Below are 26,283 nucleotides of genomic sequence, written 5' to 3' on the forward strand. Positions count from 1 at the left end.
CGGCACCCCGCGGCGCCCGACCGCCACACCCCCCGGTCAGGCCGCCGTGGCGCTCGGCTCGGCCCCGGTCTCCGCCTCGCGGGCCGCCCGCTGGTTCACCGCGTCCTCGTCGGTGCGCGCGTCGTACGAGATCAGCTTCGGCAGCAGCGCCGCCAGCACGGCCACCGAGGCCACACAGGCCAGCCCGCCGCTCCAGAACGCCGTACGGGTGCCCGTCCAGCCCGCCATGGCACCCGCCCGTACCTGGCCGAGCTGCGGGCCGACGCTGTACGAGAGGACCTCGATGCCGGCCAGCCGCCCGCGCAGCCCCTCCGGGATCGTCTGGTTCCAGATCGTGCTGCGCCCCAGCCCGCTCAGCATGTCGCCCGCGCCCGCCACCGCCAGGCACAACAGCACCGGCCAGACCGTCGTGAACCAGCCCGCCGCCGCGATGGCCAGCCCCCACGCCGCGGCCCCGCACACCACCAGCAGCCCGTGCCGGCGTACCCGCGACACCCAGCCGCTCGTCAGGCCCAGCACCAGCGAGCCCACCGCACCCGCCGCGTACATCAGGCCCAGCGCCCACACGGCGTCGAGCTCGTCCGCGAGGAACGGCAGGATCGCGTTCGGGAACGCGAAGCACATCGCCGCCAGGTCGATGGCGTACGTCCCCAGCAGCACCGGACGGCTCCACGCGTAGCGCGCGCCCTCGGCGATCCCGCGCAGGGACGGACGCTCGGCGTCTTTCACCGGTGGCGCCGGGGCCAGCCGCACGCACAGCAGCACCGAGACGAGGAACCCGGCGACGGTGACGGCGTAGGCCGAGGCGTAGCCCGCGAACGCGACGACCAGTCCGGCCAGGGCCGGACCGGCGATCGCGCCGAACTGGTAGCGCAGCCCGCCCAGCGCGGCCGCCGCCGCCAGCTGGTCGTGCGGCACGATCCGCGCCATCAGCGAGTCCAGCGCCGGCCGCTGCAGCCCGGTGAGCGCCGACACGCCCGCCGCCACCACGTACAGCGGCCACAGCAGCGGGTCCGGCAGGAGCGCGTTCACCAGCAGAACCAGGGCGAGCACCCCGAGCCCGGCCTCGGTCAGCAGGATCAGCCGCCGCCGGTCAACGGCGTCGGCGAGGGCGCCCCCGTACAGGCCGCAGACCACCAGCGGCACCAGCTCCACCGCGCCCATCGCCCCGACCGCCAGCGGCGAGTCCGTCAGGTGCTTGATCTGGAGCGGCAGCGCGATCATCGCCATGAACGAGCCGAAGAAGGTGACCGTGCCCTGGTAGAACAGCAGCCGGAAGTCCCGGCCGGAACGCCAGGGGGAGAGATCGGGCAGTACGGCGGCCCAGCGGGAAGTGCTCACGACGGTCCATCGTCGGCGTCGGCGAACACCCCCCGCAACGCATTTGTCCGCCCCGGACGGGCGAAACCGGCACCGGGCGCGTGCCAGGGCGGCCGCGCGGTGGCAGCCATGGGGCATGCCACCGGTGTCCGCTTTCCTGCGTACGGCCGCGTCCTACGCCTGGCGTCTGCTGGTCGTCGGGGCCGCCGTCTACGCGGTCTTCGCCGTGCTCGGCCGGTTCCACGAGATCGCCGTCGCGCTCTTCCTCGGCCTGGTCGTCACGGCGCTGCTCTCCGTCCCCGTCCGGCAGCTGGAGCGCGTCATGTCCCGGCCCCTGGCCGTCGCCGTCTGCCTGCTCGGCAGCGCGGTGCTGCTGCTGGGCGGGCTGGCGCTGGTGGGCGAGGCGGTCGCGGGGGAGAGCACCACCCTGGTGCGGGAGTTCCGCGCGGGCCTCGACAGCATCGAGGCATGGCTGGAGCAGCCGCCGTTCCGGCTGAACCCGGGTGCGCTGTCGGACGTCCGGTCGCGCCTCGGGGAGTACCTCTCCAGCCACCGGTCCACCCTGGTCAGCACGGCGCTCAGCGGAGCCGGGCACCTGGTCGAGGTCCTCACCGTGGTCGCACTCGCGCTCTTCTCCTCCGTGTTCTTCCTGAACGGCGGCGACCACCAGTGGTCGTGGTTCTGCGCGCAGCTGCCCGACGCGCCGCGCGACCGCGTCGTGGTCGCCGGGCGGGCCGCCTGGCACACGTTCACCGGCTACACCCACGGGATCGTGCTGATCGCGGCGACGAACGCGCTCCTCGTCGGGGTGGCTCTGTACTTCCTGGGAGTCCCGCTGGCCGTTCCGCTGGCGCTGCTGGAGTTCTTCGCGGCGTTCGTCCCACTCGTCGGCTCGCCGATCGCGCTGGCGGTCGCCGCGGTGGTCGCGCTGGCCGCGAAGGGGCCGGCCACCGCGGCCGTGGTGGTCGCCCTGATCGTGGTAATCGGCCAGATCGAGGGCCACCTGCTGCACCCGCTGGTGATGAGCTGGGCGGTCCGGCTGCACCCGCTCGTGGTGGCGGTCTCGGTGATCGCCGGAGCGATCGCGGCCGGAGTGGTGGGCGCGGTCGTCGCGGTCCCGCTGGTCTCGGTGACCTGGTCGGTGTACACGGCCCTGCGCGACTCCCGCCTCGGCACGGCCGCGGAACCCTGACGGCCGGCTACGCGCCGGCGGCGGCGCCGTCCCGGTCTCCGGCCGCCCACCAGGCCAGTACGCGCGCGGCCATCGCCTGCTCGGCCGGCGCACCGGGCTGCGGGCCCGACGGGCCGAGGCCGAAGTGGTCCTCCAGCTCGTGCCGCAGGAACGCGTCGATCTCCGCCCGGCCGGCGCCGGCGCGCAGGCGCCCGAACAGCGGGGCGATCATGCAGTCGTACTCGTCGCCCACCAGGTCGGCGACGCCGATCGGATCCCACTCGTTGAGCAGGCGCCCAGGTCCCTCGCGGTGGAGGTGCTCCAGGCTCTCATCGCCCCAGACTGCCATCCGGGAACGACCGGCTCACCCGCCCCCTGGCCGTCGTCCGGGCGGACCGCTGTCGTCGCGGCGCGCGGCCCCGTCGAGTTCGGCGTCGAGGGCGACTGCCGCGGTGATCAGGGCGAGGTGGGTGAAGGCCTGCGGGAAGTTGCCGAGCTGCTCGCCGGTGGGGCCGATCTCCTCGGCGAACAGCCCGACGTGGTTGGCGTAGGTGAGCATCTTGTCGAAGGCGTAACGGGCCTGCTCGATCCGCCCCGCCCGGGCGAGGGCGTAGACGTACAGGAAGCTGCACAGGGAGAACGTGCCCTCCGCCCCCTGGAGGCCGTCGGGCGAAGCGGCCGGATCGTAGCGGTAGACGAGGCTGTCGGAGACGAGCTCGTCCTCCATCGCGTCGAGCGTGGAGAGCCACCGCGGGTCCCGGGGGGCGATGAAACCGACGAGGGGCATCAGCAGGAGCGAGGCGTCCAGGACGTCGCTGCCGTAGTGCTGGACGAAGGCCCGCCGCTCCCCGCTCCAGCCGCGGGTCATGACCTGCTCCAGTACGGCGTCGCGGGCCGCGGTCCACCGGACCAGGTCCGCCGGGCGGGCGTTGGCCGTGGCCTGGCGGATGCCGCGGTCGAAGGCCACCCAGCACATGAGCCGGCTGTAGGTGAAGTCCTTCTGGCCGCCGCGGGTCTCCCAGATGCCCTCGTCGGGGCGGTCCCAGTGCTCGCACAGCCAGTCCAGCACCTCCGCGCAGCGCATCCAGCCGTCGTAGCCGATGATGTTCGCGACCTGGCCGGACGGGGCGAGGGCGTAGACGGCCTCGCCGTAGATGTCCAGCTGGAGCTGGCCCGCCGCGCCGTTGCCCGCGCGGACCGGGGCGGAGCCCCGCCAGCCCTCCAGGTGGTCGAGGACCTCCTCGGTCAGGTACGGGTCGCCGTCGACGCGGTACATGATCTGCAAGGGTTCGCCGTTCGGAGCGCGGCCCTCCGCGAGACGGTGCCCGAGCCAGTCGCGGAACTCGTTCGCCTCCTCGGTGAAGCCGAGGTCGCGCATGGCGCGGACCGAGAGCGAGGCGTCGCGGACCCAGGTGTAGCGGTAGTCCCAGTTGCGTTCGCCGCCCTCCCGCTCGGGAAGTCCCATGGTGGCGGCGGCGATCGGTGCGCCGGTCGGCGCGTACGTCATCAGCTTGAGGGTGATGGCGGAGCGGTTGACCATCTGCTGCCACCGGCCGCGGTACGTGCAGCGCCCGATCCAGCCGTGCCAGAAGCGGCGCACGGCGACGAACGTGTCCACCATGTCGGCCATGGTCACCGGCGGCGGGGCCGCGCCGCGGGTGTCACAGACCGTCAGGACCACGGCCGCGTGCTCGCCCGCCTCCAGGGCCACGGCGGCGCGCACGTCCGGGCCGTCGGTCTCCAGCGACATCGGTCCGACCGCCTGCAGGTGCGCGGTGATGCCCGGCCCCTCGAAGCGCGCGGTGGCTCCGTCCGAGGTCAGGGCGTGGGGGAGCCGGCCGTAGTCGAAGCGGGGGCGGCATTCCAGGGTGAAGCGCACCGCGCCGCGGACGACCCGCATGAAGCGCACGATCTGGTGGCGGTCGGTGACAGTGTGCGGGTCGTGGACCGGCATGAAGTCGACGACCTCCCCGACGCCCTCGGGCGTGAGGAAGCGGGTGATGAGGATGCCGGTGTCGGCCAGGTAGAGCTGGCGGGTGGTGACGGCGGGCGGGCCGTACGCCGCGCCGGGGCCGCCGTCCGGGGTGTGCGGGGTCTCCGGGGCGTCGGCCGTGATGGCGAAGTGGCCGCCGCGGTCGTGGTCGAGGAGGCCCGCGAAGACGCTCGGCGAGTCGAAGCGGGGCGAGCAGAACCAGTCGAGCACGCCGTCGGAGGAGATCAGCGCACAGGTCTGGAGGTCACCGATCAGACCGTGCTCGGCGATGGGCGGGTAGCGGCGCATCGGCCCTCCCGGGCTCGCGGCGGCTGCGGAGACCCCCAGGGCGTGGCGGGTGCCACGCCCTGGGGGTGCGCCACGCGGGGGTTCCCGCGCGTCGGGCCTCCCCGGGTCCACGGCCGGGCCGCGGCCGGGCATGCGGCGTACGGTGACGGCGAAGCCGCCGCCGACCCCGTCACGCGGTGCGGGAGTCCTGGCGGAGACTGCCGGTGCACAGGGCCCAGATGACGAAGAGGCCGATGGCGATCGACACGATGGCCCAGATCGGCGTGTAGGGCAGCCACATGAAGTTCAGGATCACGCTGATCCCGGCCAGGGCCACACCCATCACGCGGGCCCAGTCGGCTCCCTTGAAGAGGCCGGCGCCGACGATGATCAGGACGATGCCGAGGATCAGGTGGATCCAGCCCCACGCCGTCACGTCGAGCTTGAAGGTGTAGTTGCCCAGGCGGGTGTAGACGTCGTCCTCGGCGATTCCGGCGATGCCCTTGATCACGCCGAGTACGCCGTCCACGAGGAGCAGGACGGCGGCGAACACGGTGCCGCCGGCCGCCCACGCGCTTCCGCTGTCATGGGTCCGGTGCGGGGCGGGGCTGGAGGGCTGGGGTGTCGTGTGCTGGGCCACGGGATGCTCCTTGACCTGAGGGAACGCCGCTTCAGGCGCGACTTCAGCCTTCGGCCGGGGCCGGGGGAGGGACACCGGAGCGCGGCCGTTCGGGTGAATCCGCGCCGCGGGCGGGCCCCGGATCCGCGGCGCCCGCCGGCCGGCGGGCCGGCCAAAGGGGATGCGTCCGCACCGATCGGATTCTCCCGGCTTACCCGGCCTGACCCGCCTGACCTGCGGATCCGACGCCCCGATCCCCCTCCCGGGCCGTCACACGCCGGAGGGGCCTGCGTGGTCGGCGGGCAGCGGGCGGCCGTCGAGGCGACCGGTCACGACCAGGTCGCCGTCCGGGGCCCGCCGGGCGAGGACGCCGGTGCGGAGATAACCGTCGGCGGTGAAGGCGCGCGCGTTGTGGTCCGGCGCCCGGTAGTAGCCCCGCGGGGTGTACGGACCGCGGGTGAGGAGCTCGCCCGGCTCCCCGCCGGGCACCTCGCGGCCGTCGGCGTCGACCAGGCGCACCTCGTCGTCGGGCGAGAGCGGGCGGCCGTGCGCGGGGGACGCGGCCCCTTCCGGACCGGCGGGGCGGGTGAGGGTGAGCGGCCCCTCGGCCCCGCCCAGGACCTGCTGCGCACGACAGCCCCAGGCGGTACCGATCCGTTCGGCCGTCGCCGGGTCGGGGGCCATCGCGCCGACCTGCACCAGGCGCAGGGAGCCGCCGTCGGCCCGTACCGCGGGAGGCGCGTCCAGCCAGAGCCGGGCGACGGAGGGCGCCAGGGAGGTGACGGTGACCCCCTCCCGTGCGACGAGGGGAAGACATGCGGCGGGGTCCGGGTCCTCGACCAGGACGACGGTGCCGCCGACGGAGAGCGTGCCGACGATGCCGGGGGCGCCGAGGACGAGGTTCGACGCGGCGGGCAGCGCGGCGAGGTACACGTCGTCCCCGGTGAGCGACACCAGCTCGGCGGCGGCCCGCGCCTGGTACGCGTAGTCGTCGTGGGTGCGCGGGACGAGCCGGGGCGTCCCGCCGGCGCCGCCGGAGAGCAGCAGGAGCGCCACCTGCCCGGCGCTCCGCTCGGGCACCCGGTCGGGCGGGGAGTCGAGGGAGCCCAGCGGGAAGTAGTGGCAGCCCGACGGGTCGGTCGTGAAGCCGCCGTACGGGGACGAGTCGCCCGGCGCGTCGAGGGGGAACACCCGCCGCAGGAAGGGGCCTTCCGCGGCGATGTCCGCGGCCATCGCCGTGTGGTCGAAGCCCCGGTACGCGGCGGGGGCGACGTAGCCGACGGCCTGGGTGAGCCGCACCAGGGGGGACACCTCGGCCGCGCGGTACGAGACCGGGCAGAGCACGGGGACGACGCCGGCGCGCATCAGCGCGAACACGGTGACGACCAACTCGGGGACGTTCGGCAGCTGGACGACGACCCGCTGCCCGGTCCGGAGGCCGCGCAGCCGGAATCCGGCGGCCATGCGGTCGGCCCGCCGGTTCAGCTGCGCGTAGGTCAGGCGGGTGGCGCCGTGCACCAGCGCGGTCCGCGGCCCGTACCGCTGGGCCCAGTCCCGCAACAGGTCGTCCAGCGTGTGGCCGCGCCAGTGCCCCGCCGCCCCATAGCGGTCGACGAACTCCTCGGGCCAGGGCGTACATCCCTCAAGCACCGCAGCCATGCGCGTCTCTCCGTCCCCCGCCGTCCCGGTCCCGGCCATCCAATCCGCCCGCGCCGCGGGCCACCATGGGCGTCACGAACCACGGACGCCGCGCTCCGTCGGCGGAAAGCCCAAGGGACGCCGCTGACCAGGAGGTTCACCTTCTTCGAGACCCGTCTTCGGGACCTGTCTCCGGGACCCGTCCTCGGGACTTGTCTTCGCGACCCCGTGACGGAGAAGCCCGCGCCGTACCGTGCGGATCGGGCCGGGGGAGCGCGGGCCCGGCACGATCCACACGGGGCCGATCGAACCGCGAGGGCCGCACGACCCGGAGGAGACGGCTAATACCGCAGTGCCGTGCCGGTCTCCGCCGCGACCGTGCCGGACAGCTTGTGCGTGCTGCGCGCGGTGCCCTGCCCCGTCGCGTTGCCGGGAACGTCCGACACCGTCACCACGACCGTGTCGAGCAGGCTGCCGCTCTCGTCCTTCATGTCCACCTGTACGGCGAACGACTTCGCCGAGCCGTCGGTGTTCTTCACGGAGACGGGCACCGTCGTGAAGCCCTCCGCGTCGGTCGCGGGCGCGCCCAGGGTCACCTCCGCCTTCGCGTCCACACCGTCCTTGACCTCACCGAGCCTGTCCTTCGCCACGGCGGCGGCCGATGCCGCCGCGTCCGAGGCCCGGGACGCCGCGGACGAGACCGCCGCCCCGGCGGACTCCACGGCCGACGCGGCCTTCGAGGCAGCGGTGCCCGGATCGCCGTCACCCGAGCAGCCCGCCGCACCCAGAGCGAGCACCGCCACGGCCGCACCGGCCAGGCCACGCATCCATACGATCGCCATCACGCCTCCTGAAGTTGTTCGTTCCGTCCAGTCAAGGCCGTGACCGCCCGCACGCGGGGCATCACCCGCACGCCATCCGGGTGACGCCCCCGCAGGCGCATGCCGAGCCGTACCCGACCCGCCGGCCGCCGCGGCCCCCGGGCCCGCCCCGGGGCCCGCGGCGGCCATCCCGGGGCGTCCCGCCCAGGGGATAGTCTGTGCGGGTGGAGGCGGCTGACCGGCGAGAAGACGACGGACCCCGTGCCGGGCGGCCGGGTACGGGCGACGCGCGGCTGATGGCCGTCGCCCGCCACCTGCGCCACATCAACGGTGAGATGAACGGCCTGATCCACCGCTTCGCCGGGGAACAGGGCCTGCACGCCACGGACATCCAGGCGCTGGGCGCGATCCTGGACGCCCCGTCCCCGCTGACCCCCGGAAAGCTCGGGCAGCACCTAGGGATCACCTCGGGCTCCGTGACAGCCTGCCTCGACCGCCTGGAGAAGGCGGGACACGTCCGGCGCGTCCGGGACTCGGCGGACCGCCGCGTCGTGCACCTCTACTACGAGCCCACGGCCCGCAAGGTCGCGGTCGATCACTTCCGCGTGCTGGCCCGGGCCACGGAACGCGCCCTGGAGCGCGCCGGCGAGGACGACGCCGCCGCCGCGCTCCGCTTCCTCGCGCTGCTCGGTGAGGAGTTCTCCGCGGGCGCCACCGGCGGCGCCACCGGCACCTGAGCCCGGGGCCCCCGCCCGCGCGCGTCGGCGCACGGGCGGGCCAGGCTCCGCGGACTCAGTCCGTACGCGCCGCCGCGGGCTTGCGCACCGGGGCCGGGGCGGCGGGCCGGCTCAGCCGGCCGGGCCACCAGGCCCGCGGGCCGATGTCCAGGACCAGCGCGGGCACCAGGAGCGAGCGGACCAGCAGGGTGTCCATCAGCACCCCGAACGCGACGATGAACGCGATCTGCACCAGGAACGCGAGCGGGATCACCCCGAGGGCGGCGAAGGTGGCCGCGAGCACCACCCCGGCCGAGGTGATCACGCCGCCCGTGGCCGTCAGCCCGCGCGTCACGCCCTCGCGCACCCCGTGGCGCAACGACTCCTCGCGCACCCTCGACATCAGGAAGATGTTGTAGTCGACGCCCAGGGCCACCAGGAAGACGAACCCGTACAGAGGGACCGAGGAGTCGGTGCCGGTGAACCCGAGGACGTGCCGGAACACCAGGGCCGAGACGCCCAGGGTGGCGAAGAAGTTCAGGGCTACCGTGGCGACCAGCAGCAGCGGCATCACCAGCGAGCGCAGCAGTCCGATCAGGATCAGCAGGATGACGGCCAGGACCACCGGGACGATGAGCGTGCGGTCCCGTTCGGCGGTCCGCTGCGTGTCGTAGGCCTGCGCGGTGTAACCGCCCACGAGGGCTCCGGCGTCCGGCACGGCGTGCACGGCCTGGCGCAGCCGCGCCACGGTCGCCTTCGCCGCCGCGGTGTCGGCCGGGTCCCCCAAGGTGGCGTCGATGCGGACCCGTCCGTCCGCGATCAGCGGCGACTGCGGCTTCCCCCTCTCGGTCACCACGGCGGCCGAGGCCACGCCGTCCGTCTCCTCGACCGCCCGGCGGACCTCCGGCAGCCGTGCGGCGTCGGCGATCACGACGGCCGGATTGCCCGAGCCGCCCGGGAAGTGCCGGCTCAGCTCCCGCTGGCCGGCGACGGACGGCGCCTCGTTCACGAAGATCTCGTCGAGCGGCACGCCCCCGGAACGGAGGGTCGGTGCGAAGGCCGAGCAGGCGAGCAGACCCACCAGCACGACGGACCACACCTTGCGCGGGGCGCGGTCGACGAGCGCGGCGGTCCGCTCCCAGATCCCCCGCCCGCCGTTGCCCTGCCGGACGCGTGCGGGCCAGTACGCCCGGCGGCCGAGCAGCACCAGCGCGGCGGGGAGGAAGGTGAGCGAGCTCAGGACCGCGCACACGATGCCGATCGCGCCGACCGGGCCGAGCGCCCGGTTGTTTGTCAGGTCGCTGAGGACCAGGGCGAGCAGGCCCAGCGCCACCGTACCCGCACTGGCCACCACCGGGCCGGCCGACTGGCGCAGGGCGGCGCGCATCGCCGTGAAGCGGTCGTCCCCGTGCTGGAGTTCCTCGCGGAAGCGCGCCGTCAGCAGCAGGGCGTAGTCGGTGGCCGCGCCGATCACGAGGATCGAGAGGATCCCCTGGACCTGGCCGTCCACGCGCACCAGCCCCCGGTCCGCCAGCGCGTAGACGACGGCGCACGCCGTGCCCAGCGCGAACACGGCCCCGACGATGATCAGTACGGGGAGCAGCAGGCTGCGGTAGACGAGCAGCAGGATCACGAGGACGGTGAGCAGCGCCACGCCGAGCAGCAGGCCGTCGATGCCGGCGAAGGCGTCCGACAGGTCGGCCTGCGTCGCGGCGGGTCCCGTCAGCCGGGCCGTCGTCCCGCCGACGAGGGAGGAGGCGGCGCGGATCTCCTCCAGGGCCGGCGGCAGTTCGTCGCCCAGGTCCGGGCGCAGCTGGAGCACCGCACGCAGCGCCCGGCCGTCCTCGGACGCGGTGACGGGGGACGGCGGACCCGCGAAGGCGGGCCGGCCGTCGAGCCGGGCGAGGGCGGCGGTCGCGGCCGCCGTCTGTTCGGGGGTGACGGGCGCGGAGCCGTCGCGGGTCCAGACGACGACGGCCGGCAGGGACTCCTGCTGCCGGAAGGCGGCCTGGGCCCGGACGGCCTTCGTGGACTCGGCGCTCCTGGGGAGGAAGGCCGCCTGGTCGTTGGTGGCGACCTCGCCGAGCTTGCCGGCGTACGGGCCCAGCGTGCCTCCGATGCCGAGCCACGCCACGAGGATCAGGGCGGGGACCAGCCATCTGGCCAGTCGGGGAGAGGGGGACATGGTGCTCCTGGGGCGGGGGTCTCTCGATAGCCACATATCTTGATGGTCAAGATATGTGGCTCAGGATAGCCCCTCACCGGCCGCGGTTACCCTTCCCTGTGATCTCCGCCCCGCGCACCCTCGTCCCCCTGTCCTCGGCCACGGAGCTGTCCCGCGTCGAGGACGGGCTGCGTCTGCCGCTGCTCGTCTGGGCCCCGGGCCCCGGCTGGCTGATGCTGTCCTCGGCCGTCCTCGGCGGGGGCTGGGGCGAGCGCCGCTGGGTGATGAACGCCCAGGTCCCGTCGGGCTACCGGCGCCACGACCCCGACCGGCACCTGGAGGCCCTGGCCCGGGGCGCACGGCTCTGCGGTCCCGGAGCCGCCTTCATGACCGCGGCCCGGGTCGACGCCCACGGGTACGCGCACGACGGAGAGGCCGAGGCGCTGGTGACGGCCGGTGTGGGCGTGCACGGCTGGGCCGCCTCGCCGGAGCCCGCCGGCGACGGGCCGCCACCGGCCGGCACCATCAACATCATCGGGGCCCTTCCGGTCCCGCTGTCGCCCGCCGCGTACGTCAACGCGGTCGCGACCGCCACCGAGGCGAAGGTGCAGGCGCTGCGGGACGCCGGAGTCGACGCGTCCGGTACGCCCACCGACGCGGTCTGCGTCGCCGCCCCCCATCCGCGGCCCGGGCAGGCGTACGAGGTCTTCACCGGCCCCCGCTCGACCTGGGGCGCCCGCCTCGCCCGGGCCGTGCACCGGGCGGCGTACGACGCCTGCGTCCGCGACCTGCGGGCCCGCGGGGCGGCGGGACCCGAACCCGGCGCGAACGCGGGGGTCAGGCGCGGAGGTTGAGCAGCATCAGTGGACTGGACGTGGGGCGCGCCGCACCGCTTTCGGGTTCGAGGGTCAGGCCGACGGCGAGGGCCTGAGCCGTGTCGCCGTGCAGCAGGACCGCGCCGTCGCGGTGCAACGAGCCCGCCGGGCGCATCGTGCCGTGGTCGTCGAACCACAGCCGGTAGACCGAACCGGGAGGCGCCGGGGGAAGGCCGGAGGCGACGAACACGGACCGGTTCAGCAGCGCCGAGGTCACCACGGTCGCGGTCGCGCCCCCGCGGGTGCGCCCGTGCACGGTCCGCGCGTCCGGCGCGGCCATCACGGCGGACAGCGCCCGCACCTGCCCGTCCGAGAACAGCGCCCCGGGCCGCGCCTGCTGGATCCGCTGGTGCTGCCAGACGGCGGCGGAACCGAAGGCGGCAGCGGCGACGCAGGCCGCCAGGACCAGGGGCCCGGTCCTGCGCGCCAGACGTACGAGCGGCCCGGCCGGGCGGTCGGGGCGGGCGGGCGGGCGCGACTGGCGGACGCTGCCGATGCCGAGCAGGACCGCCTCCTTCGCGCCCGGGGGCGGGGGCAGGCCCACCGCCGCGCCGAGGGCCGCCGACGTGGCCCGGAAGCCGGCCACTTCCCGGGCACAGGCCGGGCACCCCTCCAGGTGGGCGGCGAAGGTGCGGCGCTCCTCGGCATCGAGCGCGTCGAGGGCGTAGGCGCCGGCGAGGGCGTGCGGATCGTCTTCGTGCTTCATCTGTCACCCCATGCGGTCGCGCGGCGGGGCGGGTCCGCCGCGCAGGTCGGGTCCTGCCTGCCCGGAGCGGGCCCGCTCCGGCGCCCGCCCGGCGCCGTCGAACGGCACGGACGGCAGGGCCGTCGCCGGTCCACGGACGGGCATCCGGCCCGGCGACGGGCCCGGCCCCCGTAGCTCCGGGGGCCGGCCGTCGACCCGTCCGTCGCCTGTACGGTCTTCGGAACGGAGGCCGATGAGGATTGGCCGCGGGCAGGGCTCTGCCCGTACGGCTGAACGCAGTTGGAGCACGTGCCCACCCCTGCCGGTGCCACCCGCCGGACCGGCACTCCCGGGCGCGGGCGGACATCGGGGGAGCGGCCGGTCTCCATCTCGTCGGAGGTGGGACCAATCCGCCGGACGTGGCGGCGCGAATGCAGGGTGTGAGCAACTTCCGAACGACCTTCGCCCGCGGCCTCAGGGGCGCCGCGGCCGGCCTGCTGGCCGGTTTCACCGCCCTGGCGGTCGCCGAGCTCGTCGCCTCCCTGGCGCGGCCGCAGGCCGGACCGGTGACCGTCGTCGGAGGGGCGGCGATCGACCGCACCCCGGCAGCGGTGAAGGACTTCGCGATCCGCACCTTCGGCGAGAACGACAAACTCGTCCTCCAGCTCGGCATCCTGGCCACCCTCGGCCTCCTCGCCATCGCGCTCGGCCTGTTCTCCCTGCGGCACCGGCGCACCGGCGCCGCCGGGGTACTCCTCTTCGGCGTCATCGGCGCGGCGGCCGCGCTGACCCGCCCCGACACCCAGGGCCCCGTGGACGCCCTGCCCTCCCTGGTCGGCGCCCTCGCGGGCGCGGCGGTCCTGTACCTGCTGGCCGGACGGGCCGCCCCGGCCGCCGGATCGGAGTCCGCCGCCGGATCGGCAGACGGGCGCTGGTCGCGCCGGGGATTCCTGGCCGCGGCCTCGGTCACCGCCGTCGCCGCCACCGGCTTGGGGGCGCTGGGCCGTACGCTCTCCGGCCGTCGCGGCCAGGGCGCCGTGGCGTCGAGGGAGACGCTGAAACTTCCCGCGCCCGCCTCCCCGGCCCCGGCCCTGCCGGCCGGCGTCCAGCTGAAGGCCCAGGGCATCAGCGCCTTCACCACGCCGAACAAGGACTTCTACCGGGTCGACACCGCCCTGGTCGTCCCCCGGGTCGATGCCGACACCTGGCGGCTGCGCATCCACGGCAAGGGAGTCGCCCGGCCCCGCACCTACACCCTCCAGGACCTGCTCGAACGCCCCCTGATCGAGCGCGACATCACCCTGACCTGCGTGTCCAACGAGGTCGGCGGCCCCTACATCGGCCACGCCCGCTGGCTCGGCGTCCGCCTCGCCGACCTCCTGCGCGAATGCGGGGTCAAGCCCCCCTCGAAGGGCGGCCCGGCCGACCAGCTCGTCGCCCGCTCCGTCGACGGAATGGCGCTCGGCTCCCCGGTCGAGGACGTCATGGACGGCCGCGACGCGATCCTCGCCGTCGGCATGAACGGCGAACCGCTCCCCTTCGACCACGGCTTCCCCGTACGGATGCTCGTGCCCGGCCTCTACGGGTACGTTTCGGCCTGCAAGTGGATCAAGGACCTGGAGCTCACCACCTTCGACGCCTACGACGCCTACTGGGTCAAGCGCAAGTGGGCCCGCAAGGCGCCCATCAAGACGCAGGCCCGCATCGACACCCCCAAGCCTTTCGCCCGCCCGGCCGCCGGCGCCGTCATCGTCGCCGGGGTGGCGTGGGCCCAGCACCGGGGCATCGAACGCGTCGAGGTACGCGTCGACGACGGGCCCTGGCAGGACGCGGACCTGGCGCCCCAGGCCGGTGTCGACACCTGGCGCCAGTGGTCCTACCCGTGGAAGGCCGCAGCCGGCGGCCACACGCTCACCGTCCGGGCCACCGACGGCACCGGCGCGGTACAGACCGAGGAGCGCGCCCGGACCGTCCCCGACGGTGCCAGCGGCTGGCACAGCGTCTTCGTCACCGCCGGATAGCCCCGCGGCGGACGCCCCGGCGAAGGACCCGGTGGCGACGGCGCTTCGAACAACCCGGCGCTGTCGACGCTGGGCTCGGGCGAGGCGTACAAGGTCGCCGGCACGTCCGGCGCCGTCTGCGGCGACGTCAGGACGGCCAACGCCAACGACCACATCGTCGACACCGTCCTGATGTCGAAGCAGCACCCCGCCACCCGGTACGGCACACGCCCGCGGGCCGGGACTCCGACGGGAGTCCCGGCCCGCGGGCGTGCGGCAGTGTCAGTCCTGGTTCAGCGGCAGCGCGAGGTCGGTGACCTGCTGCTGGGCCGGGAACGCACCGCGCCCGGTCGCCTTGCCGTTCAGCACGTTGATCTCGTACAGGCCGTACGACCGGCCGGTGCTGAGTGTGGCGAAGCCCTTGTTCACACCGGTCTTGACGGAGTAGTAGATGTCGAAGCCGGCGTTCGGCGCGGCGTTGACGCCGAGGTTGCCGGTGGGCGCCAGGTTGCCCGCGTTGGCGGGGGACTGCAGCGAGATCCGGTCGGCCGCGGTGTCCAGGTCGAACAGGGACGTGGCCGTCGCGGCGTTCAGGTCGTTGTTCGTGTACGCGGCGCCGGTGACGCCCGTCGCGGTGGACGGCGGCATGGTGGGGTTGGTCAGGGTGCCGTCGACGGTGGTGCCGAGCGGGGCCGCGGCGTCGTCGATGTTGTGGCGCAGGTTCTGCCCGGTGTCGGAGATGACCCGCAGCCGGTTCGCGGCCGGGTTGAAGTCGACGCCGAACTGCGTGCCCGACAGGGCGACGGTGAGCTGTGAGACCTTGACGGCCCTCGCGTTGGTGGTGCTGAGGGTGTAGACGCCACCCCGGTCGCCGACGCCGTACAGCCTCTCGTTCTGGACGCGGAAGTCGATGCCCACGAGCTTGGTGTCGCCCCGCAGACCGGACACCTTGCCGATCGAGAAGGTCTTGGACGGCCTGTCGACGTCGAACTCCACCAGCCTCTGGTCGGCCGTCAGGCCGACGGCCCGCAGGTCGGTGTGCGCCACGGCCGGCGCGGCTTCGCGCGTGCCGCCGGTGTCGGCCGTGGCGAACGCGGGGGCCGCACAGAGGGCGGCGAGGGCGGCGGAGGCGGCGATGACAGTGCTGCGAGTAAGCATGTTCACCTTTCGGAGACGTGCGTACCCCCGCCCGGATCCAGGCGGGGTCCTCACGTGCTTCGGAGCGGTACGGCCCCCGGATGAGGACCACTGCCCGAGTCCACTCCAACGGCCCAGCGCGCGTCGCCCGTCCGCCGCCCTATGCGGTACGGCTGGTGCAGCCGCCCCCGGCAGCTCCGCCGCCGCCGGAGCCCCCCGTCGGGCCGGACCCTCCCAGCGCCTCGCCGGTCAGCGCGAAGGAGAGGACGAGGCCGGAGCCGCCGGCACGCGCCCCGGTGAGCGCGGCACCCGCCGGGAGGTCGTCCAGGCGGACGGTGCGGGGCGCGAGCCGGTCGGCGAAGGCGGAGGCGGCCGGCAGGGAGGACACCCGGTCCACGGGTATGTCCCGGCCGAACACCCCGATGGTGGCGGGCGTGACGGTCAGGCTGTCGGCCGTGGTCGACAGCGTCGTCTTCACGGTGACGGGCAGGCCCAGGTCACCGGCGGACCCGGAGAGGACGAGGTTCTGCCCGTCCGAGCCCACCGTCATCCCGGCGGCCGCGCCACCGGCTTCGCCGCCGAGACGGTCCTGCAGTCCGCTGTAGGGGACGGTGGCCTCGGCGGTGCCGCCCGCGCCGGCGCCGTCGCGGGTCACGTCCTTCAGGACGGCCTCGACGTCCACGTCGGTGCCCTGCCGCCGGACCCCCTGCACCTTGACGCGTACGGTGCCGACGCTGCCGGTCAGGGCCCTCAGCCCGGCGAAGGCGCTGTCCAGTTCCGCGGTGACCGCACCCGTCGCGTGGAGGCGGCAGCTCGCGGCCGACACGACGCGCTCCTCTACCCGGCCGCGGACCACGAGGTCGGTGGCGGTGGCGGCGACCGCCGCCGCGGCGAGGCAGGCGGCGGTGATGACCAACGTCTTGCGGCGGGGCGTCACAGTGAGGGAGTTCCGTTCCGGGCGAGGATGGCGAAGGCCTTGGGCAGGAGCGGGGCCGCGTCTGCGGCGGTGCCGGCCTCGCGGCGGGCCCGCTGGGTGCGCAGCACGGCGCGGGCCGCCGAGAGCGCGGAGCACGCGACCACCATGGCGTACAGGTCGGCGTCGGGCATGTCGTCGGGGAGCCGTCGCAGCACCAGGAGGCTCAGCCGGTCCTCGAACTCCGCGAACGCCTGGGTCAGCCGGGTCCTGATCAGCCCCTGACTCTCGGTGCCCGCCAGCGAGTGGGTCAGTCCCGTCAGGGTGCTCTGCGCGAACGGGACCGCGGCCTCCGTCAGGGCCTGGCACACCGCTTCCAGGGGGTCCTCGTCCAGCGGCCGCGCGGTCAGCGCCGTCTCGACGAAGGCGAACAGCTCCGCGCTGTCCGGCAGCAGGAGGGACTCCTTGCTCTCGAAGTAGCGGAAGAACGTGCGCTCCGACACGTTCGCCGCCGCCGCGATGTCGGTGACCGTGGTGCCCACGAAACCGCGCTCGGCGAAGAGAGCGGCGGCGCACGCACGCAGGGTGCGCCGGGTCTGCTCCTTCTTGCGTTCCCGCAGGCCGGGCAGGGCGTTATCGGGTGCCATGCCGTACACCCTCACCCATATGCGGCAGACATGTCAATTGGCAGTGCTGCCACTTGTCACCTTGTGTCTCTTGACGGCCCTGCCACGTCATGGGAGTCGCCGTGTCCCCTGCCCCGCCCGCGTCCCGAGCCGCGTCCCCGCTCCCGCCCGAGAGCTCCGAGGGGGCCACCGCCCACCTCACCGGTGGCACCAAGGGCACGGTCTGGCCGTCAGCGTCGTCATCGACGCGACCGTCGTGCGCCTCGTCACGGTGCCCGCGGCCGTGTTCCTGACGGGCCGCGCCAACTGGTGGCCGCCGCGGCGGCTCGACCGCGTCCTGCCGCATTTCACGGTGTGAGCCCCGGCCCCGACAGGAGGGCGTACGCCGTCTGCGCGATCAGGGAGTCCGTCGCGGGCGACGCGTTCCCCGCGATGCCCGAGCGCATCAGCGCGCTGCCTTCGAGCAGGGCGATGAACGCCTCCGCCCGTGCGCGCCGTTCCTGCTCCGGCAGGCCGGGCAGGTGCAGCCGGACCTGCTCGGCCACCAGGTCCGCGTAGCGCCCGTAGAAGGTCCGGACCGCCGCGGCGACCGCCTCGTCCCGCGCGGCCAGGGCCCACAGCTCGACGAAGACCCGTACCAGGTCGGGGTCGTTCTGCTCGGCGAGGAGCAGGGCGATCACCCGCTGCAGCGGGACCGGCTCCGCGGCTTGTTCCCCGCCCCCGCCGAGGCCCGGGGCGACGTCCGCGAGGCGTTCCAGGGAGCGGCTCAGGAGGCGGTCGAGGACCGCGTCGAGGAGGCCGTCGCGCGTGGGGAAGTAGTACTGGAGGTGGCCGAGGCGCACCCCGGCGGCCTCGGCCACGGCGCGCAGGGACAGTGCGCCGTGGCCGCCGCCGACGAGCGTGCGCTCGGCGGCGTCGAGGAGGGCGGCGCGGCGGGCGGACCCCTTCGCCGTGCTCACGCGGCGGCCCCCGCGACGGGCCCGGCGGTCTCGCGCGCGGTGACCTCGACCCGTACGCCCGCTGCCTCCAGCGCGGGCAGCAGGGTGCGCGGCAGCGGGTGGGACTCGGGGAAGGCGAGGCCGGTCCGGGCCGGCGCGCCGTCGGCGCCGAGGACCCGGCGCAGGCCGAGCAGGGCTCCGACGGCGGTGAGCCGGGCCTGGCCGTGCGGATCGGTGACGGTCGCCCGCAGGGCTCCCAGCCGCCCCTCGACGTCGATGCGCAGGGCGGCGGTGCCGCCGTCCCCGGGGGCGTAGAGCAGGCGCCGCCGGACCGGACGCCACCGCTCGCCGCGGGCGCGCCGGAAGAAGCCGATGCGGCCCAGGCCGACCAGGGTGGACGTGGCGGCGGCGCTGCTGAAGCCGATGCGGGTCGTCACGGTACGGGCGCCGAGTGTCAGCGGCAGGGTGAACTGCTCGGGCGTGTCGATCCGGGCCACCTTGGTGCGGTGGTCCCCGATGGTCAGCGTCCGCGCGCCGCTGAGCGGGGTGACGCTCCGGGAGAGTCCGCCTTCGCGCACCTCGAAGTCGACGCCGAGGCGGTCCATGAACTCCACCGAGTCGGCTCCGGCGCGGTCGGCCAGGTCGTAGCGGACGGAGGTCTCCACGCTGTCGGCCCCGCCGAGGCGCTCCGCGAGCGCGGCGGCGACCAGCGGCACCACGCCCCCCATCCAGCCCGAGGAGAGCAGCACCGGCGCGGCGGGACCCGCGTCGGGCCGGCCGACCGAGGCCAGCGTGGCTGCCCGCTGCACACGGGACGTCCAGCGCGTCACGTCCACGTACGGCACCCCGCCGGCGAGGGCGGCCCTCAGGACCCGGTCGTCCGGATCGTTGACGACGCCCACCACGGCCCGCACCGCGGCGTGGAACGGCTCCGGGTCGGAGAGGTCCCAGCGCCGCGCTTCGGCGCCGAGTTCGCGGCACAGGTCCCCGGCCCCGGCGGGCGAGCGGCCCGTGAGCAGGAGGGGCCACTGCCCGGCCGCCATGCGGGCCAGTTCCGCGCCCACCGTTCCGTACCCGCCGACGAGGAGCACCGGTCCGGCGGGGTCGTGCACCAGCTGATCGTTTTCCATGGGGGAGACTATAGGTCACTCGACCTAGAAAATGTCGCGAGCGGTACGGGCGACGTGGACGGCACGGGCGACGCGGGCGGTTCGAGTAACGGCTGGTATTTCCCGCCGCGCTTCCGCCGCGCGTTCGCGCATCTGCGCATCCGCGCCTCCGCGGGTGGCAGGGGTGCGGTTCATCCCGTGGTCATGCTCGCGTCATGCCCGCTTCGTGGTGGCTACCCGCAGGTAGCCCAGGGTGGTTGCGATCCTTGGAGGTGCGGCCGCGTTCCCGTCCCGACGCGCGCGGCCGGCCCCTGAGTCCGTCCCCCGAGCAGGAGGCAACATGAGCGTGACCCCGGGCAGGAAGACGATCACCGCCGTGGCGGTGGTCGCGGCCCTCACCGTGATCGCCGGTCCGGCGTACGCCCGTACGGACCACGGTGCCGCACTGTCGATGCCCGAGGTGTCCCCCGCCGTCGAGACCCCCTCCCTCTTCGACGACGAGGAGGGCGGCAACGCGAACGCGGACGACCCGGCGATCTGGCGCAACGCGCACGACCCCGACCGCAGCCTGGTGATCGCCACCGCCAAGGAGGGCGGCCTGCGCGTGTACGACCTAGACGGGCGCGAGGTGCAGTCCCTGCCCGCGCCGCCACCGCCGCGGGAGGGCGACAAGCCCGGGCGCTTCAACAACGTCGACCTGATCACCGGCCTCCGCTTCCCCGACGGCCGCCACGACGTGGCCGTCGTCTCAGACCGGGGCCGCGACCAACTGCGCGTCTACCGCATCGACCCCGGACGGCCCGCCGGCCCCCTGGTCGACGTGACGGACGCGACGGCCGCCCCGCACGTGTTCTCCACCGGCCAGGACGAGGTCAACGAGCAGCGCACCGCCTACGGCCTCGCCGCATACACCGACCGCCGTACGGGCCGGTCCTTCGCCGTCGCCAGCCGACGGGGCGCCACCGCCCTCGCGCTCGCCGAGCTCACGCCGACCTCCCGCGGCACGGTCGGCTACCGCACGGTCCGCACCGTCACGCTGCCCTCCGCCTTCGCCCTGCCCGACGGCACGCGGTGGTCACCCTGCGACGAACCCGGCGAGCTCCCCCAGGTCGAGGGCATGGTCGTCGACCCCGACACCGGCGACCTGTACGCGGGCCAGGAGGACGTCGGCATCTGGAAGCTCGACGCCGACCTGCGCTCCCCGGCCCGGCTGATCGAGAAGGTCCGCTCCTACGGGGTCCCCGGCACCTGGAATCCTGACACCGAGGAGTGCGGCGCGGGCGCCGACCCCGGCTTCGGCGGTCGGCACATCACCGCCGACGTGGAAGGACTCACCATCTGGCGCGACCCGCGCCACCCCGGGCGCGGCGGCTACCTGCTCGCGTCCAGCCAGGGGGACAACACCTTCGCCGCCTTCGACCGCGACCGCGGCAACGCGTTCGTCCGCAGTTTCCGCGTCGCCGCGGGCACGAAGCCGGGAACGCCCGACGGCTCCGAGGAGAGCGACGGCGCCGCCGTCACCAGCGCACCGCTGGGGACGAAGTTCCCCCGGGGCCTGCTGGTCGTCCAGGACGGCGCCAACACCCCCGCGGCCTCCGGACCCGGCGGAGAGGTGCGTACCGACACGAACTTCAAGTTCGTCGACCTGGGCGCCCTCGCGCGCGCCGCGCGTCTGTAGTACCGGCCCGGTTCCCCCGTTCAGCCGGTCGTCGGGCCGCCCGCCCGGCGCGGGCGGCCCGACGGACGGAGACTGGGAGGGGACGGGACTCGCCGGACGGGAGACGACCATGGCCAGGCACCACCAGTTCAGTGCCGACCGGGAGGGTCACTCGGTGACCGTCACCGTGCACGGCGACCACCCGCATGTCATCGAGCTGCTCGTCGACGGCAAGGAACTCGACCGCCGCGCGGCGCGCACGGGCAGCTGGATCCTGGACGCCGAACTGGCCACCGACCCTCCGACTCCCCTGCGCGTACGGGTCCACTTGCCCCACACGGCGAGCACTCCCCGCTGCACCCTGGAGATGGACGGCAGGGAAGAGGTCATGCCCCAGCGGTCGTGAAACGGGCTCGCTGAACGGGCTCGCTGAACGGGCTCGTGGAACGTGTCCGTGAAACGGAGGGCAAGAAACCGACGGCCGGAATCCGATGCGTACTCCATCGGGTTCCGGCCGCCGTCGTCACCGCCGCCCGCGCCCCTGCCGGAGGGCGCTTACGGGCTCAGGCCCGGATGAAGTCGAGCAGGTCGGCGTTGAAGGCCTGCTCGAAGTCACCCGTCAGGCCGTGCGGCGCGCCGGGATAGACCTTGAGGACGGAGTCCTTGACCAGGGTGGCGGACTTGTGCGCGGCCGCGCCGATCGGCACGATCTGGTCGTCATCGCCATGGGCGATGAGGGTCGGGACGTCGATGCGCCCCAGGTCCTCGGTGAAATCGGTCGCCGAGAACTGGGCGACGCAGTCGTACGCGGCCTTGAGCCCGGCCTGCATGCCCATCAGCCAGAAGGCGTCGCGCGCGCCCTGCGACACGTTCGAGCCGGGCCGGTTCGCACCGTAGAAGGGCTCGCTCAGCGTCCGGTAGAACTCCGAGCGGTCCAGGCGCACTCCCTCGCGGATGCCGTCGAACACCTCCAGGGGCAGGCCGTCCGGGTTGGCATCCGTCCGCAGCATCAGCGGCGGCACCGCGCCGAGCAGCACGACCTTGGCGACGCGCCCGGTCCCGTGCCGTCCGATGTACCGGGCGACCTCGCCCCCGCCGGTCGAGTGGCCCACGAGGACCGCGTCGCGGAGGTCAAGGTGCTCGATCAGCTCGGCCAGGTCGTCGGCGTACGTGTTCATGTCGTTGCCCTGCCAGGGCTGCGCGGAGCGGCCGTGCCCGCGCCGGTCGTGGGCGACGGCGCGGAAGCCGTTCTCGGCGACCAGGCGGAGCTGCCCGTCCCAGGCGTCGGCGTTGAGCGGCCAGCCGTGGCTGAAGACGACGGGCCGGCCGCTGCCCCAGTCCTTGTAGAAGAGGCCGGTGCCGTCGCTGGTGGTGAAGGTGGTCATGGGAACGTCCTCAGGTCGTGTCGGGGCGGTGGTCGGACGGGGCGGCGCACGAACGCCGGGGCACTGCCGGCAGCCTCCAGTCGGCCGCGTTCGATGGTCGGCTCGCGTCCCGGGCCGGGCAACTCGGCGAACCCCCCGTCGCGTGTACCCGTACCGGTGCTTCCCCTGGTCCGCGCGGGTGGCCGGCGGGCTGGGCATCAGGATCCCGTCCGGTGCCGTGCGGCCGTCCGGGGCAATACAGCTAGGCCGTCTCATTCGGACCGCCTTTCCCGCGAGGGCCCCGAGGGGCTCCCCGCCGGGGCGGCAGAGCGGGTTCGTCGCCGCGTCCTGGGCCGACCCCAGGCGGCGCGGCCGGCTCCTCCGTGCCCCTGCGTGCACGGGCATTTGCCTCAGACGGCACGGCGGGGCCGCGCGTCGGCCGGGAGACGGCGCCGTGCGTTCTGGGGCTAGCGCCGGGCGCGGGCGGGAAAGAAGCGAGGCCACCGCGGCCCTAGCGTCGATTCCGTCCGGCGGCGGAGCTCACGGCCCGCGCCGGAATTCCCTCCCACCCCTTTTCCTTCCGCAGAGGACTGCCGTGTTCGACATCAACCGGGCCAGGCCGCACCGAGCGGGGACCTGCTGACCCCCGACGACTCCGTCATGGTGTTCGTCGACCACCAGCCGCAGATGTTCTTCGGCGTGGCGAGCGCGGACCGCGCGGGGATCATCAACGCCCCGATCGGCCTGGCCAAGGCCGCCCGGGCGTTCGACGTCCCGGCCGTGCTCACCACGGTGGCCGCCGCCTCGTTCTCCGGCCCGATCCTTCCCCAGCTCGCCGACGTCTTCCCCGGACAGACGCCCGTCGACCGCACCTCGATGAACGCATGGGAGGACGAGGCCCCGGTCGCGGCCGTCAAGGCGACAGGCCGCAAGAAGATCATCCTCTCCGGCCTGTGGACCGAGGTCTGCCTCGTCCTGCCGGCGCTCTCGGCGCTGCTGGCCCAGGGCTACGAGGTGTACGTGGCGCCACGGCCTGTGGGTGCAGAACGACGGGTACGAGTACCCGCTGTTCCTCGTCGTCACGGCCGCCGCGCTCGCGGCCACCGGCCCCGGCCGCTGGTCCCTCGACGCCGCCGCCGGCCTCGCCCCGTACCCCCTGTGGTGGGCGCCTGCGGCGGTCGCCACGGGCCTGGTGAGCGGACTGTCGACCCGGCTGGTCCTCCACCGGCGCACCCCCGGCCGGTGCTCGACGAGGCGGACAAGCGCACCTCCACCCGCCACTTCCTGCGCGAGCTCAACCCCTTCGCCTGACCTCCGCCGTAGACGACGCCGGCGGCTTCCGGAACTTCCCCGACAACTACGCCACCGTCACCGACCTCGCGCGCTCCGGCGAGCTGTCCCTGCGGATCGCCTACCACCTGTTCCCCCAGACCGCCGGGCAGGAGATCGCCGACCTGACCCGCTGGACCGAGACCGTGCGCCCGCAGGACGGCGACGAGTGGCTCCGGCTGAACGGCGCCGGGGAGAACCTGACCTGGGCGGCCGCGGACTTCGAGAACTTCGCCGAGCCCCGGCCCGGACTTGCCGGCGGCTACGAGGCCGAGTTCGGACGCGCCGTCCGGCTGCTCATAGAGAACGGCTGGGGCTTCCGCCTCCACGCCACCTACGACGAGACCATCCGGCGCGACCTGGCCGTCTTCGAGTACCTGGCCGCCGACGGGCTCTTCCCCGCGGGCAACCGCTGGCTGTTCGACCACGCGGAGACCGTCTCGGACGAGAGCCTCGACCGGATCGCCGCCCTCGGCGGCCGAGAAGGCCCTGGAGCTGTACACCCGCTGGCGCGGCCTTCACGGGCGAGGAAGGGGTCAAGGGAATCCTCAAGGAGGGCTTCTACGGCGACCCCGCTGAGTTGTCCGAGGACTACTTCACCGCGGTCGAGGACGACATCCCGCACATCGAGGCAGTCCTCACCGTGGCCGGCGGCCGGATCGTGTACGCCACCGCCGAAGAGGGCCTCGACGAGGCGGTGCCGGCGGTGTCGCCCGCATGGAGCCCGGTGGCCCACTTCGGCGGCTACCAGGCGACCATCCGGCCCAGCGTCACGGGCGCCCGGCAGGCCGACCTGATGGCGGAGGCCGTCGCGGAGTCCGAGCAGCACCGCCAGTGGCGCGTCGCCCGGGGGTTCGCGCCCGAGGACCGGCCCCCGGGTGTTCGACCCCTGCTTCGTCCTCTGACGGCGCCCCGCCCGACCCCCGCTCCCCGCGGGCACCGACAGGTGCGGGGCGGCGCCGGCTCCCCCCGGCCGGCCGCCGCCCCGCACCGCAGCACCGACGGTCTCCGACCACCCTCGGAGGTACGCATGCAGCACCCCGCCCCCGCAACCGGCGGAGCCGGCCACGGCCCGGCCCCCGTGGAGGGGCGCCGCTTCGAGCCGGACCTCCGCTCGATGACCCGCATCACCCTGCGCCCCGTGGCGTCGCCCATGCCGCTCGGCTTCGCCCTCGTGATCGCCTCGGTCATGACCGGCCGCCTCCGGCTGGGGGGTCTTCGGGGAGACCGGCCACCGCGCGGTGGCCCTGGCCGTCCTGCCGGCCTTCGTGCTGCAGCTGCTGGTCGACGTGCTGGTCTTCGGCGCGCGGGACGTGATCGCGGCCACGCTGATGTGCGTGTTCGCCGGCAGCTGGCTGGCCTACGCCCTCGTACTGGGCACCGGGGCGGCCGGCGGCCCCTGCGTCCTCGCCGTGCTCAACCTGGCCCTTCTGGGATTCGGCGCCCTCATGACTGCCGTCACCCGGCCCAAAAACGGGCCCTGTGGTGCGTCCTCGTCGCCTCGCTGCCCCGGTGGGCCGCGGGGGCGGCCTCCGGGCTGACCGGCATCCCGTGGCTGGGGCACGTGTCCGGCGTGCTGGGCCTGCTGGTCGCGCTGATCGCGGGCTACGCCGCGTTCGCGCTGATGCCGGAGGACATGCGCAGCGAGGAGGTGCTCCCGATCGGCCGCAGCGGCCCGGCGCACGCGGCCGTGGAGGGCGATCTCACCGTCCAGCTGCGCCACCTGGAGCGCGCGGCGGGCGTACGGCGAACCCTCTGAACGCTGCGTTCCGGGCTTATCAATATCTGTTGCCGTGGAGTGAGATATGGGCACGACGCGCCATGAGTATTTCTTCCACAGCAGGCCGAGCAGAATGATTCACCGTGCACGCACCATCCCATCGTGCTACTGTCGATCTCAGTTGCAGTTGTGGTTCCCAAAAACTTCAAGTGCCCTCACCGGTGTTCTGCGCCGGTGGGAGCACTTCTGTATTTCCGGTCATTTTTCCGGGTGGGGCAATCATCGCGGCGACACGGAGACCGCACGGTGTGGTTTCCGGGTACTGCCCCAAAGGAGAATTGACATGGCATCTGGCACCGTGAAGTGGTTCAACGCCGAAAAGGGTTTCGGCTTCATCGAGCAGGACGGCGGCGGCGCTGACGTCTTCGCCCACTACTCGAACATCGCCGCCCAGGGCTTCCGTGAGCTTCAGGAAGGCCAGAAGGTGAACTTCGACATCGCGCAGGGCCAGAAGGGCCCGACGGCCGAGAACATCGTTCCCGCCTGACGCTGACGCGTATACGCAGCTGGGGCCCGCACCTTGGGGTGCGGGCCCCAGCTCGTTGCGTTCTCGGGCGCAGATTTCCCCCGGGCGGCACGACCCGACCCGTTCGGGGTGTCCCGTCGTACGGTCCGCCCGACCCGGGCTCCGGATTTCACATCCGTCAGAGCCTCCCGCAGTCGGCGCCGCGGATTTCACGTCCGCGGTGCGCCACTGATTTCAACGCCCGATCCGGTCCACGGCCATTGCCGCCGGACGGATCCGCTTTCGCTTTCGTATTCATTCGGCTCGTTCTCGCGAATCTCCCTTCGGGATTCCTCGATACGTGCCGCATCGAGGAAGGTTCTGCATGAACCGCACCATTCGCACGAATGACCGTTCTTCCCGAGGCCGCAGTGGCGGTTCCGCCGGCTCGTCCGGCGGCTCGTCCGGCGGCTCGTACGGCGGCTCGTCCGGCGGCTCGTACGGCTCCGGCAACTCCGGGAGCTCCGGCGGGTCCGGCGGTTCGGGTCGCGGGAGCCGTTTCGGGTCCTCCGTGCCGTCCCGTTCGGGTTCCTCCGGCCGCTCGGGTGGTTCCGGGTACGGCGGCCGCCGCTCGTCGGGGCCGCAGGGCGAGTTCGCGCTCCCCAAGACGATCACTCCCGCGCTGCCGGCCGCCGAGGCGTTCGCCGACCTCGACA

General features: G+C 74.1%; 25 protein-coding genes and 2 pseudogenes. 13 read left to right on the forward strand and 14 right to left on the reverse strand.

The window, feature by feature from the left end:
• Nucleotides 1–36 precede the first annotated feature (36 nt).
• The gene (locus tag ACFWTC_RS05645; protein WP_383931022.1) at nucleotides 37–1,341 is read right to left on the reverse strand and encodes an MFS transporter; all 1,305 of its coding nucleotides are present in this window, start codon (nucleotides 1,339–1,341) and stop codon (nucleotides 37–39) included.
• A gap of 115 nt (nucleotides 1,342–1,456) precedes the next feature.
• Between ACFWTC_RS05645 and ACFWTC_RS05650 the strand changes: the two genes are divergently transcribed.
• Nucleotides 1,457–2,512, forward strand: a complete 1,056-nt coding sequence (locus ACFWTC_RS05650) for an AI-2E family transporter (RefSeq protein WP_383931025.1) — start codon at nucleotides 1,457–1,459, stop codon at nucleotides 2,510–2,512.
• Nucleotides 2,513–2,519: 7 nt separating this feature from the next.
• On the opposite strand, the gene ACFWTC_RS05655 is transcribed toward ACFWTC_RS05650, so the two are convergent.
• The 5 genes from ACFWTC_RS05655 to ACFWTC_RS05675 all read right to left on the reverse strand — a co-directional run bounded on the left by ACFWTC_RS05655 (nucleotide 2,520) and on the right by ACFWTC_RS05675 (nucleotide 7,850).
• The gene (locus tag ACFWTC_RS05655) at nucleotides 2,520–2,840 is read right to left on the reverse strand and encodes a hypothetical protein (protein WP_384026121.1); all 321 of its coding nucleotides are present in this window, start codon (nucleotides 2,838–2,840) and stop codon (nucleotides 2,520–2,522) included.
• A gap of 15 nt (nucleotides 2,841–2,855) precedes the next feature.
• Nucleotides 2,856–4,772: a glycoside hydrolase family 15 protein gene (locus ACFWTC_RS05660; protein WP_384026118.1), complete on the reverse strand. Its 1,917-nt coding sequence runs from the start codon at nucleotides 4,770–4,772 to the stop codon at nucleotides 2,856–2,858.
• A gap of 169 nt (nucleotides 4,773–4,941) precedes the next feature.
• Nucleotides 4,942–5,391 (reverse strand): hypothetical protein, encoded by a 450-nt coding sequence (locus ACFWTC_RS05665; RefSeq protein ID WP_383931035.1) that lies wholly within the window; start codon nucleotides 5,389–5,391, stop codon nucleotides 4,942–4,944.
• A gap of 249 nt (nucleotides 5,392–5,640) precedes the next feature.
• A complete protein-coding gene (locus ACFWTC_RS05670; RefSeq protein ID WP_384026115.1) occupies nucleotides 5,641–7,029 on the reverse strand; it encodes an AMP-binding protein in 1,389 nt (462 codons plus the stop codon).
• 320 nt (nucleotides 7,030–7,349) lie between these two features.
• Complete coding sequence (locus ACFWTC_RS05675) at nucleotides 7,350–7,850, reverse strand: hypothetical protein (RefSeq protein ID WP_383931040.1); 501 nt, start codon at nucleotides 7,848–7,850, stop codon at nucleotides 7,350–7,352.
• A 275-nt stretch (nucleotides 7,851–8,125) separates the two neighbouring features.
• Between ACFWTC_RS05675 and ACFWTC_RS05680 the strand changes: the two genes are divergently transcribed.
• A complete protein-coding gene (locus ACFWTC_RS05680; protein WP_383931055.1) occupies nucleotides 8,126–8,566 on the forward strand; it encodes a MarR family winged helix-turn-helix transcriptional regulator in 441 nt (146 codons plus the stop codon).
• A gap of 55 nt (nucleotides 8,567–8,621) precedes the next feature.
• Here the strand turns inward: ACFWTC_RS05680 and ACFWTC_RS05685 are convergent, their stop codons facing one another.
• Nucleotides 8,622–10,730 carry an MMPL family transporter gene (locus ACFWTC_RS05685; RefSeq protein ID WP_384074063.1) on the reverse strand — a complete coding sequence of 703 codons (2,109 nt, stop codon included), beginning with the start codon at nucleotides 10,728–10,730 and terminating at the stop codon, nucleotides 8,622–8,624.
• A 53-nt stretch (nucleotides 10,731–10,783) separates the two neighbouring features.
• Between ACFWTC_RS05685 and ACFWTC_RS05690 the strand changes: the two genes are divergently transcribed.
• Nucleotides 10,784–11,563, forward strand: coding sequence for an adenosylcobinamide amidohydrolase (locus ACFWTC_RS05690; protein WP_383931046.1), 780 nt, complete (start codon nucleotides 10,784–10,786; stop codon nucleotides 11,561–11,563).
• Here the strand turns inward: ACFWTC_RS05690 and ACFWTC_RS05695 are convergent.
• The gene (locus tag ACFWTC_RS05695) at nucleotides 11,547–12,290 is read right to left on the reverse strand and encodes an anti-sigma factor domain-containing protein (RefSeq protein ID WP_384026106.1); all 744 of its coding nucleotides are present in this window, start codon (nucleotides 12,288–12,290) and stop codon (nucleotides 11,547–11,549) included. The genes ACFWTC_RS05690 and ACFWTC_RS05695 overlap by 17 nt on opposite strands.
• 410 nt (nucleotides 12,291–12,700) lie before the next feature.
• On the opposite strand from ACFWTC_RS05695, the gene ACFWTC_RS05700 reads away from it, so the two are divergent.
• Together ACFWTC_RS05700 and ACFWTC_RS05705 are read left to right on the forward strand one after the other, a co-directional pair.
• Nucleotides 12,701–14,290 (forward strand): sulfite oxidase, encoded by a 1,590-nt coding sequence (locus ACFWTC_RS05700; protein WP_383931052.1) that lies wholly within the window; start codon nucleotides 12,701–12,703, stop codon nucleotides 14,288–14,290.
• Nucleotides 14,291–14,350: 60 nt separating this feature from the next.
• Nucleotides 14,351–14,470 (forward strand): annotated as a pseudogene (locus ACFWTC_RS05705) (fasciclin domain-containing protein); the annotation flags it as partial.
• A gap of 81 nt (nucleotides 14,471–14,551) precedes the next feature.
• On the opposite strand, the gene ACFWTC_RS05710 reads toward ACFWTC_RS05705, so the two are convergent.
• From ACFWTC_RS05710 to ACFWTC_RS05730, 5 genes are all read right to left on the reverse strand, one after another.
• Entirely contained in the window at nucleotides 14,552–15,427 is an 876-nt protein-coding gene (locus ACFWTC_RS05710) for a DUF4394 domain-containing protein (RefSeq protein ID WP_383933206.1), read from the reverse strand.
• Nucleotides 15,428–15,566: 139 nt separating this feature from the next.
• Nucleotides 15,567–16,343: an LmeA family phospholipid-binding protein gene (locus ACFWTC_RS05715; protein WP_384026103.1), complete on the reverse strand. Its 777-nt coding sequence runs from the start codon at nucleotides 16,341–16,343 to the stop codon at nucleotides 15,567–15,569.
• Nucleotides 16,340–16,966 (reverse strand): TetR/AcrR family transcriptional regulator, encoded by a 627-nt coding sequence (locus tag ACFWTC_RS05720; protein WP_384026100.1) that lies wholly within the window; start codon nucleotides 16,964–16,966, stop codon nucleotides 16,340–16,342. The genes ACFWTC_RS05715 and ACFWTC_RS05720 overlap by 4 nt, the downstream gene beginning before the upstream one ends.
• A 326-nt stretch (nucleotides 16,967–17,292) precedes the next feature.
• The gene (locus ACFWTC_RS05725) at nucleotides 17,293–17,904 is read right to left on the reverse strand and encodes a TetR/AcrR family transcriptional regulator (RefSeq protein WP_383933200.1); all 612 of its coding nucleotides are present in this window, start codon (nucleotides 17,902–17,904) and stop codon (nucleotides 17,293–17,295) included.
• Complete coding sequence (locus ACFWTC_RS05730) at nucleotides 17,901–19,013, reverse strand: saccharopine dehydrogenase (protein WP_384026097.1); 1,113 nt, start codon at nucleotides 19,011–19,013, stop codon at nucleotides 17,901–17,903. The genes ACFWTC_RS05725 and ACFWTC_RS05730 overlap by 4 nt, the downstream gene beginning before the upstream one ends.
• Before the next feature lie 319 nt (nucleotides 19,014–19,332).
• Between ACFWTC_RS05730 and ACFWTC_RS05735 the strand changes: the two genes are divergently transcribed.
• The gene (locus tag ACFWTC_RS05735; protein ID WP_383933196.1) at nucleotides 19,333–20,670 is read left to right on the forward strand and encodes a phytase; all 1,338 of its coding nucleotides are present in this window, start codon (nucleotides 19,333–19,335) and stop codon (nucleotides 20,668–20,670) included.
• Nucleotides 20,671–20,779: 109 nt separating this feature from the next.
• Complete coding sequence (locus ACFWTC_RS05740; protein ID WP_383917089.1) at nucleotides 20,780–21,055, forward strand: hypothetical protein; 276 nt, start codon at nucleotides 20,780–20,782, stop codon at nucleotides 21,053–21,055.
• Nucleotides 21,056–21,212: 157 nt separating this feature from the next.
• Here ACFWTC_RS05740 and ACFWTC_RS05745 read toward each other — a convergent pair whose 3' ends face one another.
• A complete protein-coding gene (locus ACFWTC_RS05745) occupies nucleotides 21,213–22,034 on the reverse strand; it encodes an alpha/beta fold hydrolase (protein ID WP_383917086.1) in 822 nt (273 codons plus the stop codon).
• Nucleotides 22,035–22,673: 639 nt separating this feature from the next.
• On the opposite strand from ACFWTC_RS05745, the gene ACFWTC_RS05750 reads away from it, so the two are divergent.
• The 6 genes and pseudogenes from ACFWTC_RS05750 to ACFWTC_RS05775 all read left to right on the forward strand — a co-directional run.
• Nucleotides 22,674–23,324 carry an isochorismatase family protein gene (locus ACFWTC_RS05750; RefSeq protein WP_383917084.1) on the forward strand — a complete coding sequence of 217 codons (651 nt, stop codon included), beginning with the start codon at nucleotides 22,674–22,676 and terminating at the stop codon, nucleotides 23,322–23,324.
• Nucleotides 23,321–24,139 (forward strand): amidohydrolase family protein, encoded by an 819-nt coding sequence (locus ACFWTC_RS05755; RefSeq protein WP_384030598.1) that lies wholly within the window; start codon nucleotides 23,321–23,323, stop codon nucleotides 24,137–24,139. The genes ACFWTC_RS05750 and ACFWTC_RS05755 overlap by 4 nt, the downstream gene beginning before the upstream one ends.
• Before the next feature lie 444 nt (nucleotides 24,140–24,583).
• Nucleotides 24,584–24,883 carry a hypothetical protein gene (locus ACFWTC_RS05760; RefSeq protein WP_384030596.1) on the forward strand — a complete coding sequence of 100 codons (300 nt, stop codon included), beginning with the start codon at nucleotides 24,584–24,586 and terminating at the stop codon, nucleotides 24,881–24,883.
• A gap of 23 nt (nucleotides 24,884–24,906) precedes the next feature.
• Entirely contained in the window at nucleotides 24,907–25,101 is a 195-nt protein-coding gene (locus tag ACFWTC_RS05765; RefSeq protein ID WP_383917079.1) for a hypothetical protein, read from the forward strand.
• 304 nt (nucleotides 25,102–25,405) lie between these two features.
• Complete coding sequence (locus tag ACFWTC_RS05770) at nucleotides 25,406–25,609, forward strand: cold-shock protein (RefSeq protein ID WP_014047008.1); 204 nt, start codon at nucleotides 25,406–25,408, stop codon at nucleotides 25,607–25,609.
• A 343-nt stretch (nucleotides 25,610–25,952) separates the two neighbouring features.
• Nucleotides 25,953–26,283: pseudogene (locus ACFWTC_RS05775) on the forward strand (hypothetical protein); the annotation flags it as partial.

The sequence above is a fragment of the Streptomyces sp. NPDC058619 genome (assembly GCF_042717785.1).
GTDB lineage: Bacteria > Actinomycetota > Actinomycetes > Streptomycetales > Streptomycetaceae > Streptomyces.